Genomic DNA, 18157 nt, shown 5'->3' with positions numbered 1-18157 from the left:
GTCCGCACATCTGCCGTTTGGTCAGCCTGGTTCTTCTATAAAGTGATCTTCGATGTATGGGCAGTGAGGAGCTTGTTCGGCCAGTCGCGCTGTGCGGGGGTGTCGGGGACAGCATGGCCGCGGGCTCGTTCAAGTTGTTGCCAGGCCTGGTCCGGCGCGAGGCCGTTGAGGACAAGGATGCCGGCGGCGAGCAGCGATGCGCGGCCGATGCCGAACCGGCAGTGAGTGACGATGTGGTCGCCGGCACGGAGCCGTTCGGCGAGTCGTCGCAGGTCGGGCAGGACGGCGGCCGGATCGGGTATATCGCGGTCGACGATCGGGATGGACACGAACTCCAGGCCGGCCTCGGCGGCAGCCTGGGGTTCCTCGGTGAGGTCGACCTCGTCGAGTTCGGCGGTGGTGAGCGCGCACACGAGGACGTCAACGTCAGCCGCGCGAAGCGCGGTCATCTCGTCGACAAGCCAGTCGCCGCCTCGGGGTTTGGTCATGGTGCTGAGCCGTCCGGGGCCCGGCTGCTCGATGGCGAACAGGGTGGGGCGCATCTGCTGTGGCACCTACTTTCCCGTTGAGGGGATGACGGTCAGGGGCAACGGTTTCCCGGGTTCGGCGCGACGTTGTCGTGGGTCGGTCCGGCGAAGCGCGACAGAGCCGTCCGTTTGACAGACCCGGTCTGGGTGGCCGTCCAAAAGGGCCGACACCGGACCCGTGTTAAGGTTTACGCCCGAAAAGTGCGAAGTTCCAGACAGTTCACCGGCGCGGATCCCGCCCGGCTGCCGATCGTTGAGGGGCCACGCTTGAGGATCGCGGTTGTGGGTTACGGCGTCGAGGGTCGCGCGGCGGTGGACTACTGGCTGGACAAGGGCGATGTAACCGTCTGCGCGCCGAAGCTGGACACCGATACCCCGGAAGGCGTCGCAATTCGGGTCGGCCCAGACTACCTCGCCGGCCTGAACGAATTCGACCTTGTCGTCCGCAGCCCTGGCGTGCGACCGGACCTGATTCCGCCCGGCATCGCGACAACCAGCGTCATCCGCGAGTTCCTGCGCGCCTGCCCCGCTCCGGTCATCGGCGTCACGGGAACCCAAGGGAAGGGAACCACGTGCACGGCGATAACGTCGATTCTCCGCGCCGCCGGACAGCGAGTTTTTCTGGCCGGAAACATTGGAGTTCCTCCGCTCACGTTCCTTTCAGGGGTCCGTGCCGACGACTGGGTTGTACTGGAGATCTCTAATTTCCAATTGATGGACTGCTCCTCCTCTCCTCACATTTCCGTGGTACTTCCGATAACACCCGACCATGTGAACTGGCATACCGAACTGAGCGAGTATTACGAGTCAAAAGCCCCGATCGCTGCATTTCAGAATCCGAATGACGTGATTGTCTTCAGGGCCGACAACCCCATCGCGTCGGGGATCGCGGCCCGGAGCCCCGGACGTCCCGTCCCGGTCGGTAGGCCTGATGGCTTCAACGTTCGCGAGTCCGGGATCTTTCGTGGACAAACCAGGATCGTCGACGTGGCCGACGTACACCTCCTGGGACGGCACAACCTGGAGAACATCGCGGCTGCGGTGGCGGCTACCCACGACATCGTCGGCGGCGACCCATCGGTCATCCAAGCGGGGGTTCGCACTCTGGAGCCGCTCCCACACCGCCTAGCGCCGGTCGGCGAGGTCGACGGTGTCCTCTATGTCAATGATTCGCTTTCCACCACCCCGGAAACCAGTCGCGCCGCGATGGCCGCGTTCACCGCGCCGAAGGTCGTGATACTCGGAGGATCGAGCAAAGGCGTCACCTACGAAACCCTTGCAGAAGCAGTCATGACCTGCGGCGTCCGCAGGGCTTTGGTCGTCGGCCAGGACGGCCCCGCCATCGCCTCGGCTCTACACGCGCATGGATTCACGGACTACGAACTTGTCGAAGGGCCGATGTCGGCCATAGTCAACCGGGCCGCATCAGTGGCGTACCCCGGAGATGTCGTACTGCTCTCACCGGCGTGTGCAAGCCTCGACAACTACCGCAACTATGCGGACCGAGGCGACCAGTTCATCGCTGCGGTGGGCTCACTCGGTTAGGTCCAAAACCGGCAGCCCTGCCATTGATCTGGCGGCCCGGCCGTCGCAGCACCGGAACCGCTGGTCGGTCAGACAGGCGTCACAGCGCTCCACGATGGACTGTGGGCGCCCCACACTGACGCGATGCCCCTCAACTGCACGGTGATCGTCCTGGACGTCAACGGCACGCCGGTCCCCGGCGCGCAGGTCGCGGTCGGCGCGCAGCGCGGGGCCACCGACCAGGCCGGAAGGTGGGCCACCACGCTGGCCGACCCGACCGCAACCCCTCTCATCCAGGTCAACCACCCGAACTACGTGCCGGAGAACCAGGCGTACGCGGGCGACATGCGCACCGCGACCGGCATGAATCCGCTGGTCTCCCGGGCGGTGGCCGGCGACGACGTGACCCTGACCGTGCGGCTGGGCCGGCTGGACACCGTGCCGGCCCGGGAGTTCCCCCCGGAGGAGATCACAGCGATCCTGGGCGACAAAGGGGCCCGGGATCCCCACGCCGCCCTGCTGTGGAAGTGGCCCGGCAACCCGCAGGTCCACACGTACGCCGGGCATTGGAACACGACGCGGACCGTGTGGCGCGCCGCGGCCGTGCCCCTCGCGGCGACCGCGCCGGTCGATCCGCCCACCGGTTGGGCGCGCTTCGTCCACGACAAGGTCGATGTCAACATCGCGGCGTACGGGCGGTTCTACTGGCTGCTCTACCCGGGACAGGGCAGCCAGCCGCAGCACCTTGTGGCCGTGTGGGCGCCGCACCTCAACAGCCCGACGCCGCTGCCGGCGCTGGACTTCGTCATGTACTACAGCCCGCACACCGCCGAATACACCAAGACCTACCCGTACGGGCTGGTCGGGTCGACGACGCCGATCCAGCAGTACTTCGAGCTGGGCAAGAAGTACCTGCTCGACGAGTTCTACTTCATCTTCGAGCTGCTCGCCTGGCGCAACCGGTCGGTCGTCGTCATGCCGATCTGCAACCACGGCGACTGGGGGCCGTGGGGCTCCGGCGAGGCCGTCTACCGGCTGCTGCGCGAGGTGTCGCTGTTCCTGCACCGGCAGGCGCGCACGAGCAACCTCGGCATCCGGCCGGCCGACGCGAACAGCCCCGAGGAGTTGGCCGGGCCGAACCTGCGGCGGTTCGGCATCGGCCTGCACGCGCCCGACTTCGGCGCGATCCCGGCCGTCGGCAAGGTCGCGGTCAGCGGTTTCAGCACGGGCATCGCGCCGGTCAAGACGCTGATGAACAGCGCCAACTGGAACACCGGCCTCGGCTCGGCACTGTGGGGCGTGCCGACCGGCGCGGGCGCCGACAACCCGCAGGCGCTGTGGGCGGCCGCGTGGCGCGAGCTGTGGGACATGGACGGGTTCCACCCGGCGACCGGCGGCTGGCGGCCGTACCTGGACCTGTTGCAACGCTGGTTCGGCGCGGACGCCACCCGGGTGGTGCGCAGCTACCACTCCACGGGTCGGGTGCCGCCCGACCCGCTCACCGATCCGCACCCGGTGTTCACGGCGCTGCGCGGCGGCGGCTTGGACGCGGACGTGCCGTCGCCGCCCACGAGCGGGGCCCTGTGGGCGCGGTTCCTGCAGAACCGCCGGTGGACCAGCATGCGGATGTCGGACTCGTACGTCGCGCCGGGCCCGGGCGGCGAGCAACCGTCCTTTCTGGACGCACACCACACGATGGCGCGGATCGCCTTCGCGCACGCGGCATCGGTCACCACGGTGGGAAGGACTCAACCGTAACGGTGCCGTCCGTATCGGATTAGCGACCAGGTGTCACCCGAACCGGGCCGGATCGTCTTTCATAGGGCCCACGCTCTCCCCACCCCGCGCCCCGGAGGCAGTTATGCCGTTTCAGGTGACGTTCGTGGACGCCGCCCCGTTCCCCGCCATCCCCGGCGGCACCCACGCGCTGTGGCGCTACCGGGTGACCATCGACGGTCAGGTCACGGGCCGCATCGGGCTCGGCTTCAGCAAGCTGCTCGACATCCGCGACCCGGCGAAGTTCACCGCGACGGACGCGCTGCGCGGCATGACCGTGGCGGTGACGTCCGGCGCGGTCCAGTACGTGATCGCGGACGCCGCGAAGATCAAGGGCGGTCGCGTGGAGATCGCCTTCGTCGCGCCGAAGGCGACCGACCAGTTCACGGCCGTGACGCTCGTGTCCGTGCCGCCCGTACCCGCGGCGACCGGCGACGGCGCCCCGCCCGTGGTGACCCCCAAGGCACTGCTGTTCAGCCTGACCCCGGACGGCACGGCCAACCTGAGCCAGGTGCTGCCCGGCCCGGCGGCCCGCGCCGAGTCGGCGTCCGTGGTCCCCCACGGCATCCTGCCGTACGCGTCCGAGCCGTTCGGGGTCTACCAACCGCTGGTGGGCTGGCGCTCGGCGCTCAACCACGAGAACCTGACGGCCGCCACGGCCAGCCGGTTCCGGCGGGCGGTCGACCTCGTGGGCGGCGCCGCGCCGGGCCTGCCGCCCGCGCCCGCGCCGGCTCCCACCCCGGAACCGGTCGGCCCCTCCCCACGGCCGATCCCCACCGGGCCGATCGTGAAGCTCGCCGGGCCGCCCGTGACCGACCGGACCGGCACGGCCGTCGGCCGCGACCTGGCCGCCCACCTCGCGGCGACCGAGGTACCCGCGCACCCGCGCGAGTGGCAGTCCCTGCTGTCGTCGCACCGCGACGCGCCACTGACGGCGATCACCCGCAACATCGTGGCCGGCGGCCCGGCGGCCGGGCGGCCCGCGGCCGGCGACGAAGCGACCATGATGATGAACCTCGCGGCGGCCGCCCCCGAGCCGCCCGTGGGCGGGACCACCCGCGAGGCGGCCGCCGCCTCGCTGCTGCACTACCTCGGCCAGACCTCGCCGGAAACCGTGTCGACGATGTTCCGCGCGACCGTGCCGTCGTGGCAGCGGGTGCTCGCGGCGGCGGAGTTCTTCTCCACCGGCCACCCCGCCACGTGGGCGTTCCTGTCGCCGATCGGCATCCTGCACATGTTCCGGGAGTACTTCTTCGAGCTCGGCACGTTCCTCGGCCCGCCCGTCGGCCACGTGTGGATCAGCCCGGGCGGCACGGTCGAGCTGGTCGAGGTCAACACGCGCCGCACGCTCACCGAACGTACGGTCGAGCAGAGCATCGAGACCACGGACAAGTCCGAGGTGTCGCAGACCGACCGCGACGAGCTGTCGGACGCCGTGAAGGTCGAGAACGCCAACGACGTGCGGCTCGGGGTGACGGCCACGGGCAGCGGCGGGGTGGCGAGCATCTTCCAGGCCAGCGCGAGCGCCAGCTTCAACATGGACTCCTCGCGCCGGCAGGCGCAGGAGCAGACCCACAAGCACATGCGCGAGCAGAGCTCCAAGCTGTCCAGCGAGGTGCGCCAGAACTACAAGACCACCTTCCGTACGGTCACGGAGACCACGGACACCTCCAGCCGCCGGTACGTCCTGCAGAACACCACCGACCGGCTCGTGAGTTACCAGCTCTCGCGCAAGATGCGCAAGGTCGCCGTGCAGGTGCAGGACCTGGGCCAGCAGCTGTGCTGGCAGCTCTATGTCGACAACCCGGGCGACACGCTCGGCCTGGGCGAGTTCGTGCACGCCTCGTCGGCGGCGGCCGACCCGGGCGTGAAGCCGCCGGACGTCAAGCCGTACCCGGCGCCGATCGAGAAGACCCACAACCTGGCCATCCCGTTCATCCTCTACCAGGGCGCGGACGACGACGCGGAGAACACGTACGCGCGGTCCAAGGACAACGCCGACCACGGCATCTTCGTGCCGGACGTGGGCACGGACGACATCATCCAGTTCAAGCACTCGTTCACCGTGCCGCCCCCGCCGCCCGGCATGGTGCTCACCCGCATCGGCTCCATCGACTTCCACGGCGCTCAGGTGAGCTTCACGGTCGACGAGGCGGGCCTGCTGCCCAACCCGGACCCGGCCACGAACCGCTTCACCATCCAGCTCACGCACGCGAACTTCGGCGGCAAGCAGGCCATCCCGTTCGACGTGACGCTCGTCTACGAGGCAACGCCCCAGGCGAAGGCTGACATCGACAAGATCAACGCGGACGCGAAGACCGCGTACAACGACGAGGTCGCGGTGAAGAAGGAGCAGCTGTTCTACGACACGCTGCGCGCCCGGCTCAAGCTGGTCAGCAACGTGCGCCCCCGCCCGGCGGTCGACCTGCGCGAGGAGGAGCGCAACGTCATCTACCGCGCCGTGATCAGCCGCCTCTACGGCAAGGAGACCGGCTGGAGCAACGACGACTACCACGTCGCCTCCGAGCTGATCCGCTACCTGTTCGACGTGGACGCCATGCTGTACTTCGTGGCGCCCGACTGGTGGCGCCCGCGCCAGCAGAAGCTCGCGTCCAAGGACAACCAGGGCTCCCTGCAGCCGACGATCATCGCGGAGCCGGCGGTGAGCGACAAGGTGCTGTGGCTGGGCAAGCGCAAGCCGGTCGTGCTGCCGGGTCACCGGCCGTACTACCTGATCACGGAGGAGACCGCGCCCGCGCCGCTGGGCGCCTCGCTGGGCTGGCTCATCCAGCTCGACGGCGACGCGCACCGCAACGCGTTCCTGAACTCGCCGTGGGTCAAGGCGGTCCTGCCCATCCGTCCCGGCCGCGAACGCGACGCGATGGCGTGGCTGCGCCGGCCCGAGGTCGCCGGCACGGACGGCCTCGACGAGGCCTACCCGTACGACGCGACCCAGGACCCGCCGGAGTACAACGGCGCCACGATCGCGCAGGTGCTCCTCATGATCGCCGACAAGATCCAGGCCGAGTACCAGCGCTCGCTCACGCCCGTGCCGGTCGACGACACGGTGGTGAACACGCAGATGGCGCTGCCGGCGGAGACCGTGTTCGCCAACGGCTTCGACCCGCTGGAGGGCGGCATCGCCTTCGGCAGGGAGCCGTTCGAGGTGTTCAGCCAGTGGATCGAGATCCTGCCGACCGACCAGGTGGTCGCGACGGAGTACGACCTCAACGCCCAGTAGCGAGGCCAGCAGCGCCCGCGGCGCCCAGCCGGCTCCGCGACGCCCAGCAGGGGCCGCGCCCGCGGCGCCGGATCTTGGGGGCAAACCCGACCTATGAGTGGGTTTTGCCCCCAAGAACCACAGCCTCTGGCGGGGGGACGCCAGCCAGGCCCCGGCGCCCGGCGCCAAGGTCCCGGTTGCCGGCGCCGAGGGCGGCGACCCGTTGCCTACTCCGGGAGCCGGACGATGCTCGCGGCGTGGTTCGGGCGGGTGCCGGTGCCGCAGCCGAGCCGGTTGGTCGTGAACGCGATGTCGTCGAGCCACAGGTCGTAGTGGTCGGGGCTGGGGTTGCCCTGGTAGAGCTGCCAACCGATCTTGATCGTGTCCACGGTGGGCAGGACGAAGTCGACCGGCGCGCCGCCGTGCTCGGTGGTCGAGACGGTCATGTCGGGCTGCGGGACGCCGTCGATCCAGACGGTGATGCGGTTCTGCGGGGCGTACCACTGGAACTCGACGCACTGCCAGCGGTCCTCGACGACCGGGGCGGACTCGCGCCAGTTGGTCCAGTCGCCCGTGGGGCCGCCGTCGGCGCCGACGCCCCAGAAACTTCCGGGCGGGGTGACCGACGGGGCGTACTGGCCGCCGAACGGGCGCACTACCTCCTTGCTGCCCGAGCCGGTGGCCTCGACGAGGGTGAAGTGGGCCCAGTCGGGCGCGGTCGGGAACTCGTCGACCTTCACCCGGAAGCGTCCGTAGAAGCTGTTGCCCGGCGCGGAGAAGTCCACCACCTTGAGGAACGCCGTACCGTTGCCCTCGGTGTGCACGCGCAGCACCTTGCCGTCCCGGCCGGCGCGCTCGACCGTGAGCGTGCCGTGCTTGGTGTCCAGGCCCCACTTGAGGCTGCTGGCCCCGCCCACCGGGTGGGATTCGAAGTCCTCACAGAACAGCGCGCCACGCGGCGGGCAGCCGCCGCGTTGCGCGCCGGACGCGGTGACGGGCGTGGTGGCCAGCGCGGCGGCGGCGAGCACGCCGACCGTCACCAGCGCACGGATCTTCCTCATGCTGAGCTCCTGTCGATCGCGGAACAACGCAGAGAAATGATAGACATCAATATCTGGTACGCCAGTCCCGCGCGCGGTAGTTCCCGTCGACGGCGTCCCACCTTTCGATACGTGACGAAAACAACCCCCTGACGCAACGGACAGATAGGGACGGATCTCCGTCACTCAGCGTTCTTGATGTTAGCAGTGAGTTACAAAGCCTTGTCGTTCGAATTATCCTTGGGCCCGTCCGACAGCGGCCCATCCGTTGTGGACGGGTGGGAACCTGGGGAGGCTCGCCTGTGGACAGTTCCGTCATGAGGTCACCGGCATGGACGACACCGAGGGCCTGCGTGCGCGTCCTCATCGCCGACCACAACGACGTGGTTCGACTAGGCCTACGCACGCTCCTGGAACGCGAATCCGATATCACCGTCGTCGCCGAGGCCGGCGACGGCACCGAGTTGATCGCCCGCCTGCTGCGCCGCCCGCCCGACGTGGTGGTGCTCGACGCTGAGCTGCCCGGCCTCGACACCCGCGAGATCCCGTCGCAGATCGTCGAGGCGGCCGGGGTCGTCGTGGTCAGCGCCGCCGACGATCGGGCCGCCATCGCGCGGGCGGTCGGCGCGGGGGCGCTGAGCTACCTCGTCCACGGCCAGTTCGACCTCGGCGAACTGGCGGGCATCGTCCGCCTGGCCGCCGCGGGCCAGCCGTACCTCACGCCGTCCGCGTCCGCGGCCGTCGTGGAGTACTTCCGCCGCGACGCGGGCCTCGCGCCGTACGGCGGCCTGACCGCCCGTGAACGCGAGGTGATGGACCTCGTCGCGCAGGGACTGTCCAACCAGGACGTGGCCGACCGGCTCGCCGTCTCCATCAAGACGGTGAAAAACCACCTGCACCGCGTGTTCCGCCAGCTGAAGGTGACCGACCGGCGAAGCGCCAGCGACGTGTGGCGGCGCCAGCCGGTGACCTTCTCGCCCGCCACCGACGCCGGGACGTGTGGCGGTGCCAGCCGGTGACCTTCTCGCCCGCCACCGACGCCGGGTCGTGGACCGGCGTGGCCACCGGGGCGCGGCGGGCGCCCCGGTGGCCACGTCACGCGCTACCGGGCGCCGGCGTTCTCCGGCAGGTAGGGGGTGATGGCCGCGCGCAGCGCGTCGTCGCTGTCGCGGGCCAGGCGGTCGCCGGTCCACGCCTCGTGCACGGCCACCGTGCGGCCGTCGTGCAGGGTCAGGTCGACGCGGATCGGCGTGTTCTTCACGAGCCTCGCGGTGGCGATCTCCTCGTACGGCAGGAACCAGCTCTTCGCGGCCAGCTCGCTGACGGGCGCCGAGCGGCCCCACGCGATGAGGCGGTCCTTGCCGCCGTCCGTGCTCTTCGGGCACGACTGCATGATCAGTCCGTTGTCGAGGATCAGCACGTCGTGCGGCTTGCCGTTGACGGACACGTTCGCCAGGCCGCCGATGATGTCGCCGCCGTGCGCGGTGGCGACGCGGTCGACCTGCACGGCCGCCCGCACGTCGACGCCCAGGGCGGCCAGCTGCGACGCGGCCTCGCCGAGGGTCTGCGGCGAGACCGCCAGCTCGGCGAGCGGCCGCAGGTCCAGGGGCCGGCCGTCGTTGCGCACCAACTCGGCCCGCTCCGTCCACGAGTGCCGCCAGTACGCCACGTTCGAGCGCACGGCCGCGACCCGCAGCAGCAGCGTCATCGGGGCCACGAACCGCTGGGCGGCCTCCCGGCGGGTCGCGTCCGGGAAGAATTCGGCGGCCAGCTCCCCGAGCCGGCCTTCGTGCACGAGCTGGAACACCGTACCGAGGCCGGCCTCGCCGCCGCCGGTGAGCCGCGCGGCGGCCCGGTAGACCAGGTCGGCGTTCCGCTGCTCCTGCACGAGCACGGCCACGGCGGTGAACTGCTCCCAGGGCAGCTGCGTGCGCCCGTCGAACTGCACCGTCATCGCGGCGACCGCCTCGGCAGCCCGGTCGAACATCGGCACCAGGTCGGTGGCGTAGCGGGTGTCGGCCGGCACGAAGGTGTCCTGCATGCGGTCCATGGCGAGCACGCGGGCCGCGATGGAGGGGTGCGAGTCCCACTTCGACTGCTCCGCCGGCGGCGGCTCCCTGCGCAGCTCGGCCAGCTCGTCCGTGCGGGCGCGCAGCAGGCCGCTGAAGCCGCCGAAGAAGTCGGCCGGGGTCGGCGCGTAGCCGGCCTCCCAGCCCGGGTCGATGTACCTGCCCTCGTAGAAGTTCCAGGCCGCCTCGATGACGGGCAGCTCGCGCAGGGTGTGCTGCGCGACGGCGCGGCCGGCCACCTGCACGGACAGTTCGTCGGCCTCCAGCTCCTGGCGCCGGTTCACGGCTGCGGCGACCAGCAGGTACAGCTTGGCGTACTGCTTGAGCACCCAGCCGACGACGTTGCCGGACAGCTGCCCGACCGTGGCCAGGATCGCGGCCCGGCCCCGGTAGGCGATCGCACCCAGCTGGGTGTGCCGCCCCGAGTAGTGACCGAGTTCGTGGGCGAGCACGGAGCGCAGCTGCGCCACGCTCATCGCCTGCAGCAGCGGCACCCCGATGTACAGGCGCCGCCGGCCGCCGATGAGGCCGAGCAGCTTCGTGTCCTCGGACACGGCCGCGTTCACGATCGGGATGAGGATGATCTCGTCCGGCATCCGGGTCTGCGCCACGGCGGCGAGCTCGCGCACCATGTGCCACAGCTCGGGCGCCTGCTGCGGGCTCAGGCGCAGGCCCTTGACCGGCTCCGACTTGGCCCGTGCCACCTGCCACAACGCCACGACCAGCGCGATCGCCACCGCGATCGCGAAGAAGCCGAGCTTGGCGCCGGCGACGCCCGAGCTGCCGCGCTGGAAGGCCATGACCGACAGCACCCCGAGCCCGACCACGATGGCCAGGGCGAGGACGTAGAACCCGATGAGCATGAGTACGGACAGCGCCGCCCGCACGGTGGTAGCCATAACCCGTTCCTTCTACGAGAGGTTGTCGCGCACGTAGTCGCGCATGCTGGTGTAGTTCGTCGCCGCGTCCGCGGTCAGGTACTGCCAGGGCCACTCGGTGACGAGGTTGTCGCCGATCTCGGCGAAGCACCGGTCGGCCGCGTCGTGCAGGTCGGCGGCGGCGAAGCAGAACGCGAACGCGTTCAGCAGCGTGGGTGTGCGGCGGGTGCGCTGATAGTCCCGGTGCCAGATCGACGCCTCGGCCGCGGCGAGGAGTTCGTCGCTGACCTCGCGGCGTGACAGATACTCAAAGGTGGCGCCGTCCCAGACCTCGAGGTGCGCGTCGACGATGAGGAACGGCACGTCGGTGCCCGGGTGCTCGGCCGTGCGTTTGCGGGCGAACTCGAACATCTGCTCGTGGCTGCCCGACCATTTGCGCATCAGGCCCTGAAGCATCTGCCGATTGCCGCCGAAGTGGGCGGGCTCGGCGGCAAGCAGCCCGTTGAAGCGCCGCCACCGGTCCTCGGCGTCCACCTGCCGCGCGCGGCCCAGCGTGATGAGCCATTGCCAGGCCTCCGCGTTGCCGGGCTCGCGCTCGACCACCTCGTCGAGGCAGTCCTCCGCGCGGCGCAGTCGGTCGAACCAGATCGGCCAGACGTCCTTGCCCACCGAACCCGCCAGGCCGGAGCCGCGCGCCTCCCACGCCCATCGGACGTACCGACCGCCCTTGAGCAGCAACGGCAGCGTCGATCCGCGCTCGGCCGCGACCGCCTGGTCGATCCACTCCTGCAGGTGCGGATCGTCACAGGCCACACTCATGAACCACGTACGGTCGTTGGACGTCATCGGCGCTGCGAGGATCGACCGGACGGTCGGCCAATCGCGGGCCGCGAGCGCCTGCTGCAACTGCCGCGCTGTCGGGTCACCGAACAACGGGTCGATGACGATGCTCGGCTTGACCTCCGCCGAACGTTTCCTGAACAGAGCCATGGCGCGGCAGCATAACGAAGCGATCGATGTCCCGCTGCCCGCTGATCGCGCAGCCAGGCGCCGGGGTCAGCGGTCCGCGATCGGGTCCAGGATCGGCTTCACGTCGATGACCGGGGTGCCGTCGAGGGCCTCGAGGTTGCTCACCCGCATGCGGGTGCCGTCCAGCGACAGGATCGTGACCCGGTGCAGGCCGATGGGGTTCGGCCGGTCGGGCGAGCGGGTGGCGAACACCCCGGCGGGCGCCCGGCTCACGTCGCCGCGCGGATGCACGACGAGCACGTCCCGGTCGGCCCGGTCGAGCCAGGTGAGCAGCAGGACATCCGAACCGGGCGCGAGGCCGCCGAGGCCCTCCAGCACGCCGTCGTCGAACACGACCGTCGCCTCGGGCGCACCCTCGTCGCCCTGGCGGGGCGCGGCGGCGCGCTCGCGCAAGGGCGAATCGACCCGACCGATGGCGTACGCGACAAACCGCTCCCCCAACACACGGGCAGATTAGCCCATTGTGGTCGGTCGCGGTGTCCGCGCGACGACGCCGGACGCGATGAGCCACTGCGCGCCGATATAGGTCGCCATCACCAGCAGGTCCACGCCCGGCGGCCGGGGCAGGTCGGCCAGCCGCATGGCGATCAGCGTGTCGGAGACGAAGAACAGCGCGCCGCCCACCCCGACGCCGAGGCCCAGGCCGGCGCCGAGGGTTGCGGTCGCGGTCAGCAGCAGCGAGTACGCCGCGACGGGAATCCGCAGGTCACCCAGGCCCGGCCACATCACCACGATGAGGGCCAACCACACCAGGGCGTACGCCGCGACGACCGCCCACCGCCGGCGCGCCGCGACGACCGCGCCCCGGCGTACGAACAGGATGACGTAGCAGACGTGCGCGGCCGCGAACGCCGCCATCCCGGCGATGAAGAGGCCTTCGTGCTCCAGCAGCACGTCGCCGGCCGCCGAGCAGAGCAGGCCGGCCACGAGCAGCCCGGGCGCGCGGCGGGTGAGCGCCCACGCGGCGAGACTGGGCATGAGCAGTGCCTTCGTGACGTACGCGAGCCCGCCGGCCGGGGCCGCGAGGGCGACCAGGTGGGCGACCGCGACGGCCCAGAACAAGACGAGTAGCGGCCGGGACAGTCGGTCACGCATCGCTCAGGCCTTCCGACGTCGCTGCTCGGGTACGCCGGGGATCGTACGAATAGTTTTCGCGTTTGAGAAGACCCTGCTCAGGGCATGACGCCCGGCCAGCGACCGAGCTTGCTCAGGTTCCGCCGGCCCGGTCCCGGCCCACGGTCAGCGGCTCGACCCGGGCCGGCGTGCCGGTCGCGTCGGCGGCCGGGCTGACCTCCTGCGGCGCGGGAAGGTCGAGGCTGGACCGCAGGAGCCGGGGCCGCATGACGATGGTCGCGATGACGCCGACCACCGCGATGAGGGCCGAGATGAGAAAGATGTGGCCGGTCGCGTCCCCGTAGGCGGCCCGGACCATGGTCCTGATCGGCTCGGGCAGCTCCGCGATGTTGAGGTTGCTGGTCTTGCCGCCGCCGGACGGGGCGATGCCGGCCCGGGTGAACTGGTCGGTGAGGTTCGCGGTGACCCTGTTGGCCAGCACCGCGCCGAGAACGGAGACGCCGATCGTGCCGCCGAGGGACCGGAAGAACGTCAGCGAGCCGCTGGCCGCGCCGATGTCGCGCAGCTTGACGGTGTTCTGCACGGCGAGCACCAGGTTCTGCATCGACATGCCGACGCCGACGCCGACCAGGAGCATCGCGGCCGACAGGTACGTCAGCGAAGTCTCGTGGTCGATGAACGAGAGCATGAAGAAGCCGGCGACCAGGACGGTCGTGCCGGCCACGAGGTATGGCTTGATCTTGCCGGACCTCGTGATGAGCCGGCCGGTGATGGTTGACGAGAACAACACGCCGACCATCATCGGGATGGTGAGCAGGCCCGCCTCGGTGGGGCTGTAGCCGCGCCCGACCTGGAAGTACTGGCCCAGGAAGACGGAGCCGCCGAACATCGCCATGCCGACCGCGAGGCTGGCCAGGATGGCCAGCGACGTCGTCTTCTCCCTGACGACGTGGAGCGGCACAACCGGCTCAGCGGCCCGCGCCTCGACGGCCACGGCGCCCGCCAGGATCAGCACGCCGGCGCCGACCATGGCGCCGGTCTGCCAGGACGCCCACGCGAACGAGTTGCCCACGAAGGTCACCCAGATCAGCAGCACGCTGACGCCGGCCGCGATCAGGCTCGCGCCCAGATAGTCGATCTTCACCGCGCGCTTGACCGTGGTCAGGTGCAGCGTCTTCTGGAGTACGACGAACGCGATGGCGGCCACCGGGACGCCCACGAAGAAGCACCAGCGCCAGCCGAGCCACGAGTCGACGATGACCCCGCCCAGCAGCGGGCCGCCCACGGTGGCCAGCGCCATGACGCCGCCGAGGTAGCCGCTGTAGCGGCCGCGCTCGCGCGGCGGGATCATCGCGGCGATGACGACCTGGACGAGGGACTGCAGGCCGCCCATGCCCAGGCCCTGCACGGCGCGGGCGCTGATGAGTTCCGGCATGTTCTGCGCGAACCCCGCGAGCACCGAGCCGAGCACGAAGATCCCGATCGCGATCTGCACGAGGACCTTCTTGTTCATCAGGTCGGCCAGCTTGCCCCAGATCGGCGTGGTGGCCGTCGCGGCGAGCAGGGCGGCCGTGACCACCCACGTGTACTGGCTCTGCGATCCGTTGAGAGCGCCGACGATCTTCGGCAGCGCCGTGGACACGACGGTGCCGCTCAGCAGCGCGACGAAAAGAACGAGCAGCAGGCCGCTCATCGCCTCGAGCACCTCGCGGTGGCTCATTGGCGCGTCGGGCCGCACGGCCTGGGGAAGCGGAGTGGATGGCGCGCTCACGCGGCTGCCTCCTGGATGGGTTGCCGGGGATTTGACCAGACGCGTGGCCCATACAGGTATTTCGCGCCCGACCCAGCCTGCCACGAAGTTGCACACCGGGCAAAGTTTCGCAGTGTGCACAAGATTACAGGGCAAGCCATTACCGCACGCACTATCGTGACTGCCCGTGGAGACCGTCCCGACGTTGCGCGACCGGAAGAAGGCCGCGACCAGCGAAGCCCTGCACCGGGCCGCCATGCGCCTGGCGAAGGAGCACGGCCTCGACCAGGTGACCGTGGAGGCCATCGCCGAGGCGGCCAACGTGTCCCGGCGGACCTTCTCCAACTACTTCGCCAACAAGGAGGACGCCCTCCTCTACGGCTACCGCGCCTCCATCGACCGGATGCTGGCGGAGGTGCGCGAGCGCCCGGCCGCCGAGCCGGCCTGGCAGGCACTACGCGCCAGCGCCCCGGTCATGTACGAGGCGATGGCCGAGGCCGACCCGGAGGGCATCGCCCGCTGGCGCATGATGCGCACCCACCCCACCCTGCTCGCCGCCCACATGGCGCTGCACGCGCGGTTCGAGGCCGACCTCGCCGCCGAACTCGCCAACCGCACGGACGACCCGCTCGCCGCGCGCCTCATGGCCACCGCCTACCTCGCCACGATCCGCATCAGCGCCCAGTACTGGCTGGAGCACCCGCAGGCGGGCACCCTCATCGAGGTCATCAACCAGGCGCTGGACCGCATGGGCGCCGACTTCACCGCCCGCTAGGCGACCATCGCCTCCGGCGCGACCCCGGCCGGGCGCTCGTCCGGCGTACCCCCGGGCTTTTCCACGACGCGAAGCTGCGGCGCGCCGACCCGCAGCGCCACCACGGCGACCGCGCCCGCGCCGCAGAGGATCGCGGCCGTGAGCGGCAGCGCACCGCTGCCCCACGTGTCCACGACCACCCCGCCCAGCAGGGCCCCACCGGCGATGCCGACGTTGAAGGCGCTGGCGTTGAGCGCCGAGGCCGGGTCGCTGGCACCCGGAGCGACCCGCAGCGTCGCGGTCTGCAGCAGCGCCGGGACGGCACCCATGCCCAAGCTGACCAGGGCGACCGTGATCAGGGCGACGACCGTCGACGAGCCAGCGACCGCCCCGAACGCCATCGGCGTGGCCAGCGCGAAGATCGAGACCACCAGCGACATGCGCGGCTGGCGGTCGACGAAGACCCCGCCGAGCACGAGGCCGATGGCGCCGAACACGCCCGAACCGAGCAGCGCGAGCGCGATCTGCCCCTCACTCAGGCCCGCGCGCAGCAGGTACACCGCGACGTACGTGGAGAAGGCGAAGTAGCCCAGCACGGTCACGGCGGTCGTGAACATGATCGGCCGCAGGCCGGGCAGGCGGATCACCCGGCGCAGGGGCACCGGGTTCACGGCGGCCGTGCCGGGCAACGGCGGCAACACCCGCACCACCGCCACCAAGAGCAGCACGGAGATCGCGGCGAGGACGCCGAAGGCGACGCGCCAGCTCGTGGCCACGCCGAGCGCGGTGCCGGCCGGGACGGCGATCAGGACGGAGGCCGTCCCGCCGCCGGAGACGATGGTGACCGTGCGGCCGATGCGCTCCGGCGTCACGAGCCGGGAAGCGTACCCGGCGAGCATCGCCCAGAACGCGCCGTGGGTGAGGCCGCCCAGCAGGCGACCGCCGGCCGCCACCGGGAAGTTCGGGGCGACCGCGACGATCACGTTGCTGATGGCGTAGAGGGCCACGGACCAGGCCAGCAGCCGCCGCCGCCCGACCCGGCCCAGCATGATGCCCAGCGGGGCGGCGAACAGCGCCACCATCAGCGCGTACCCGGTCACCAGCAGCCCCAGCCGTCCCGCGGAGACGCCGAGGTCGCGGCTCATCGATGGCAGGAGGCCGGTGGGGAGCAGTTCGGTGGTGACGGACAGGAGCACCGCGGCGGTCAGCACGGACAGGCTCGCGACCGGCCAGCGGTTATGGGCACGCATCCTTCGACGGTAAGCGACCGACCACTTAATCGCCCTTACGAATTAAGGGTGAGGTCCCCCACATCCAGGTCGTGGTGGATCCGCCCGTCCAGATCGGACAGTCGCGCGCCCTTGCCGCCCCACCGCGTGGAGATCATCTCCGCGGCGATGGAGATCGCCGTCTCCTCAGGGGTACGGGCGCCGAGGTCCAGCCCGATCGGCGACGCCAGTTTGATCAACTGCTCTTCCGGTACGCCTGCCTCGCGCAGCCGGGCCATCCGGTCGTCGTGGGTGCGCCGCGAGCCCATCGCGCCGACGAACGCGACCGGCTGGGCCAGCGCCACCTCCAGCACGGGCACGTCGAACTTGGGGTCGTGCGTGAGCACGCAGATCGCCGTACGCCCGTCGACCTTGTTGTCGGCGATCTGCCCGGTCAGGTAGCGGTGCGGCCAGTCGACGACGACCTCGTCAGCGTCGGGGAACCGCTTGCCGGTCGCGAAGACCGCCCGGGCGTCGCAGACGGTCACGTGGTAGCCGAGGAAGGCCCCCACCTTCGCCACGGCCGCCGCGAAGTCGATCGCGCCGAACACGATCAACCGGGGGCGCGGGGCGTACGCGCTGACGAACAGCAGCAGGTCGTCGCCGCGGCGCTCGCCGTCGTGGCCGTAGCGCAGCGGGCCCGTACGCCCGCCGGCCAGCATGCCCCGCACGTCGTCCGTGGCGGCGTCGTCGAGGCGTTCCAGACCCAGGGTCCCGGCGCGCCGGTCGGGCCACACCACCAGCCTTCGGCCGCGCCGGTCGGCGGGCCCGTCGACGCAGGTCACCACGGCCACCGGCTCGGCGGCCGCGATCGAGGCGGCGACGTCGCCCAGCTCGGGGAAGCTGTCCCGGTCGACCTTCTCGACGAAGAGATCGATGATGCCGCCGCAGGTCAGGCCGACCGTGAACGCGTCGTCGTCGCTGATGCCGTAGCGCTGCAGCACCGGCTCGCCCGTCCGCGCGACCTCCCCGGCCAGCTCGTAGACAGCGCCCTCCACGCAGCCGCCGGACACGCTGCCCACCGCGGTGCCGTCCGGTCCGACCAGCATGGTCGCGCCCGACGGCCGGGGCGAACTGCGCCAGGTAGCCACGACCGTGGCCATGCCGACCGGCTCGCCGGCGCGCCACCAGGCGAGGAGTTCGTCAAGAACGTCGCGCACGGGCCAACTATGACCCTTGGTGGGTCGCGGGCGCTAGGAGACCGCTGAACAATCCCGGGTTCTTGGGTGGCGTGGGTGCGCGTGGTGA

General features: G+C 70.6%; 14 protein-coding genes. 5 read left to right on the top strand and 9 right to left on the bottom strand.

Annotated features, from left to right (window positions below):
- Nucleotides 1-35: 35 nt before the first annotated feature.
- On the bottom strand, nucleotides 36-542 hold the full coding sequence (locus ABD191_RS03760) for a protein-tyrosine phosphatase family protein (protein ID WP_344076812.1): 507 nt from the start codon (nucleotides 540-542) through the stop codon (nucleotides 36-38).
- Between the two features lie 252 nt (nucleotides 543-794).
- Here ABD191_RS03760 and murD point away from each other — a divergent pair, with 252 nt between their 5' ends.
- The 3 genes from murD (at nucleotide 795) to ABD191_RS03745 (ending at nucleotide 7068) form a co-directional block, all read left to right on the top strand.
- Nucleotides 795-2072 carry a UDP-N-acetylmuramoyl-L-alanine--D-glutamate ligase gene (gene murD, locus ABD191_RS03755; RefSeq protein WP_344076810.1) on the top strand — a complete coding sequence of 426 codons (1278 nt, stop codon included), beginning with the start codon at nucleotides 795-797 and terminating at the stop codon, nucleotides 2070-2072.
- A gap of 123 nt (nucleotides 2073-2195) precedes the next feature.
- Nucleotides 2196-3809 carry a hypothetical protein gene (locus ABD191_RS03750; protein WP_344076808.1) on the top strand — a complete coding sequence of 538 codons (1614 nt, stop codon included), beginning with the start codon at nucleotides 2196-2198 and terminating at the stop codon, nucleotides 3807-3809.
- 103 nt (nucleotides 3810-3912) lie between these two features.
- Nucleotides 3913-7068 (top strand): hypothetical protein, encoded by a 3156-nt coding sequence (locus ABD191_RS03745; RefSeq protein WP_344076806.1) that lies wholly within the window; start codon nucleotides 3913-3915, stop codon nucleotides 7066-7068.
- Between the two features lie 206 nt (nucleotides 7069-7274).
- Here ABD191_RS03745 and ABD191_RS03740 read toward each other — a convergent pair whose 3' ends face one another.
- Nucleotides 7275-8108, bottom strand: coding sequence for a hypothetical protein (locus tag ABD191_RS03740; protein ID WP_344076804.1), 834 nt, complete (start codon nucleotides 8106-8108; stop codon nucleotides 7275-7277).
- A gap of 296 nt (nucleotides 8109-8404) precedes the next feature.
- Here ABD191_RS03740 and ABD191_RS03735 point away from each other — a divergent pair, with 296 nt between their 5' ends.
- On the top strand, nucleotides 8405-9106 hold the full coding sequence (locus ABD191_RS03735) for a response regulator transcription factor (protein WP_344076802.1): 702 nt from the start codon (nucleotides 8405-8407) through the stop codon (nucleotides 9104-9106).
- A gap of 83 nt (nucleotides 9107-9189) precedes the next feature.
- Here the strand turns inward: ABD191_RS03735 and ABD191_RS03730 are convergent, their stop codons facing one another.
- From ABD191_RS03730 to ABD191_RS03710, 5 genes are all read right to left on the bottom strand, one after another.
- Complete coding sequence (locus tag ABD191_RS03730; protein ID WP_344076800.1) at nucleotides 9190-11055, bottom strand: M48 family metalloprotease; 1866 nt, start codon at nucleotides 11053-11055, stop codon at nucleotides 9190-9192.
- Between the two features lie 12 nt (nucleotides 11056-11067).
- Nucleotides 11068-12024 (bottom strand): hypothetical protein, encoded by a 957-nt coding sequence (locus tag ABD191_RS03725; RefSeq protein ID WP_344076798.1) that lies wholly within the window; start codon nucleotides 12022-12024, stop codon nucleotides 11068-11070.
- A 66-nt stretch (nucleotides 12025-12090) separates the two neighbouring features.
- The gene (gene tsaA, locus ABD191_RS03720; RefSeq protein ID WP_344076796.1) at nucleotides 12091-12507 is read right to left on the bottom strand and encodes a tRNA (N6-threonylcarbamoyladenosine(37)-N6)-methyltransferase TrmO; all 417 of its coding nucleotides are present in this window, start codon (nucleotides 12505-12507) and stop codon (nucleotides 12091-12093) included.
- A gap of 9 nt (nucleotides 12508-12516) precedes the next feature.
- Nucleotides 12517-13158, bottom strand: coding sequence for a lysoplasmalogenase (locus ABD191_RS03715; protein ID WP_344076794.1), 642 nt, complete (start codon nucleotides 13156-13158; stop codon nucleotides 12517-12519).
- Nucleotides 13159-13270: 112 nt separating this feature from the next.
- Complete coding sequence (locus tag ABD191_RS03710) at nucleotides 13271-14908, bottom strand: MDR family MFS transporter (RefSeq protein ID WP_425560647.1); 1638 nt, start codon at nucleotides 14906-14908, stop codon at nucleotides 13271-13273.
- A gap of 166 nt (nucleotides 14909-15074) precedes the next feature.
- Between ABD191_RS03710 and ABD191_RS03705 the strand changes: the two genes are divergently transcribed.
- On the top strand, nucleotides 15075-15662 hold the full coding sequence (locus ABD191_RS03705) for a TetR/AcrR family transcriptional regulator (RefSeq protein ID WP_344076792.1): 588 nt from the start codon (nucleotides 15075-15077) through the stop codon (nucleotides 15660-15662).
- Here the strand turns inward: ABD191_RS03705 and ABD191_RS03700 are convergent.
- Together ABD191_RS03700 and ABD191_RS03695 are read right to left on the bottom strand one after the other, a co-directional pair.
- Nucleotides 15659-16891, bottom strand: a complete 1233-nt coding sequence (locus ABD191_RS03700) for an MFS transporter (protein WP_344076790.1) — start codon at nucleotides 16889-16891, stop codon at nucleotides 15659-15661. The genes ABD191_RS03705 and ABD191_RS03700 overlap by 4 nt on opposite strands.
- A 35-nt stretch (nucleotides 16892-16926) precedes the next feature.
- The gene (locus tag ABD191_RS03695) at nucleotides 16927-18069 is read right to left on the bottom strand and encodes an XdhC family protein (RefSeq protein WP_344076788.1); all 1143 of its coding nucleotides are present in this window, start codon (nucleotides 18067-18069) and stop codon (nucleotides 16927-16929) included.
- Nucleotides 18070-18157 lie beyond the last annotated feature (88 nt).

Source organism: Luedemannella helvata (assembly GCF_039528415.1).
Lineage (GTDB): Bacteria > Actinomycetota > Actinomycetes > Mycobacteriales > Micromonosporaceae > Luedemannella > Luedemannella helvata.
The sequence above is the reverse complement of the archived record's forward strand: the minus strand, read 5'-3'. Positions and strand labels throughout refer to the sequence as shown.

Bases quoted from the DNA above. Each gene is read 5' to 3' on its own strand.
- ABD191_RS03760 (WP_344076812.1), bottom strand. From the start codon at position 542: ATGCGCCCCACCCTGTTCGCCATCGAGCAGCCGGGCCCCGGACGGCTC.
- ABD191_RS03750 (WP_344076808.1), top strand. From the start codon at position 2,196: ATGCCCCTCAACTGCACGGTGATCGTCCTGGACGTCAACGGCACGCCG.
- ABD191_RS03745 (WP_344076806.1), top strand. From the start codon at position 3,913: ATGCCGTTTCAGGTGACGTTCGTGGACGCCGCCCCGTTCCCCGCCATC.
- ABD191_RS03740 (WP_344076804.1), bottom strand. From the start codon at position 8,108: ATGAGGAAGATCCGTGCGCTGGTGACGGTCGGCGTGCTCGCCGCCGCC.
- ABD191_RS03735 (WP_344076802.1), top strand. From the start codon at position 8,405: ATGAGGTCACCGGCATGGACGACACCGAGGGCCTGCGTGCGCGTCCTC.
- ABD191_RS03730 (WP_344076800.1), bottom strand. From the start codon at position 11,055: ATGGCTACCACCGTGCGGGCGGCGCTGTCCGTACTCATGCTCATCGGG.
- ABD191_RS03725 (WP_344076798.1), bottom strand. From the start codon at position 12,024: ATGGCTCTGTTCAGGAAACGTTCGGCGGAGGTCAAGCCGAGCATCGTC.
- ABD191_RS03715 (WP_344076794.1), bottom strand. From the start codon at position 13,158: ATGCGTGACCGACTGTCCCGGCCGCTACTCGTCTTGTTCTGGGCCGTC.
- ABD191_RS03700 (WP_344076790.1), bottom strand. From the start codon at position 16,891: ATGCGTGCCCATAACCGCTGGCCGGTCGCGAGCCTGTCCGTGCTGACC.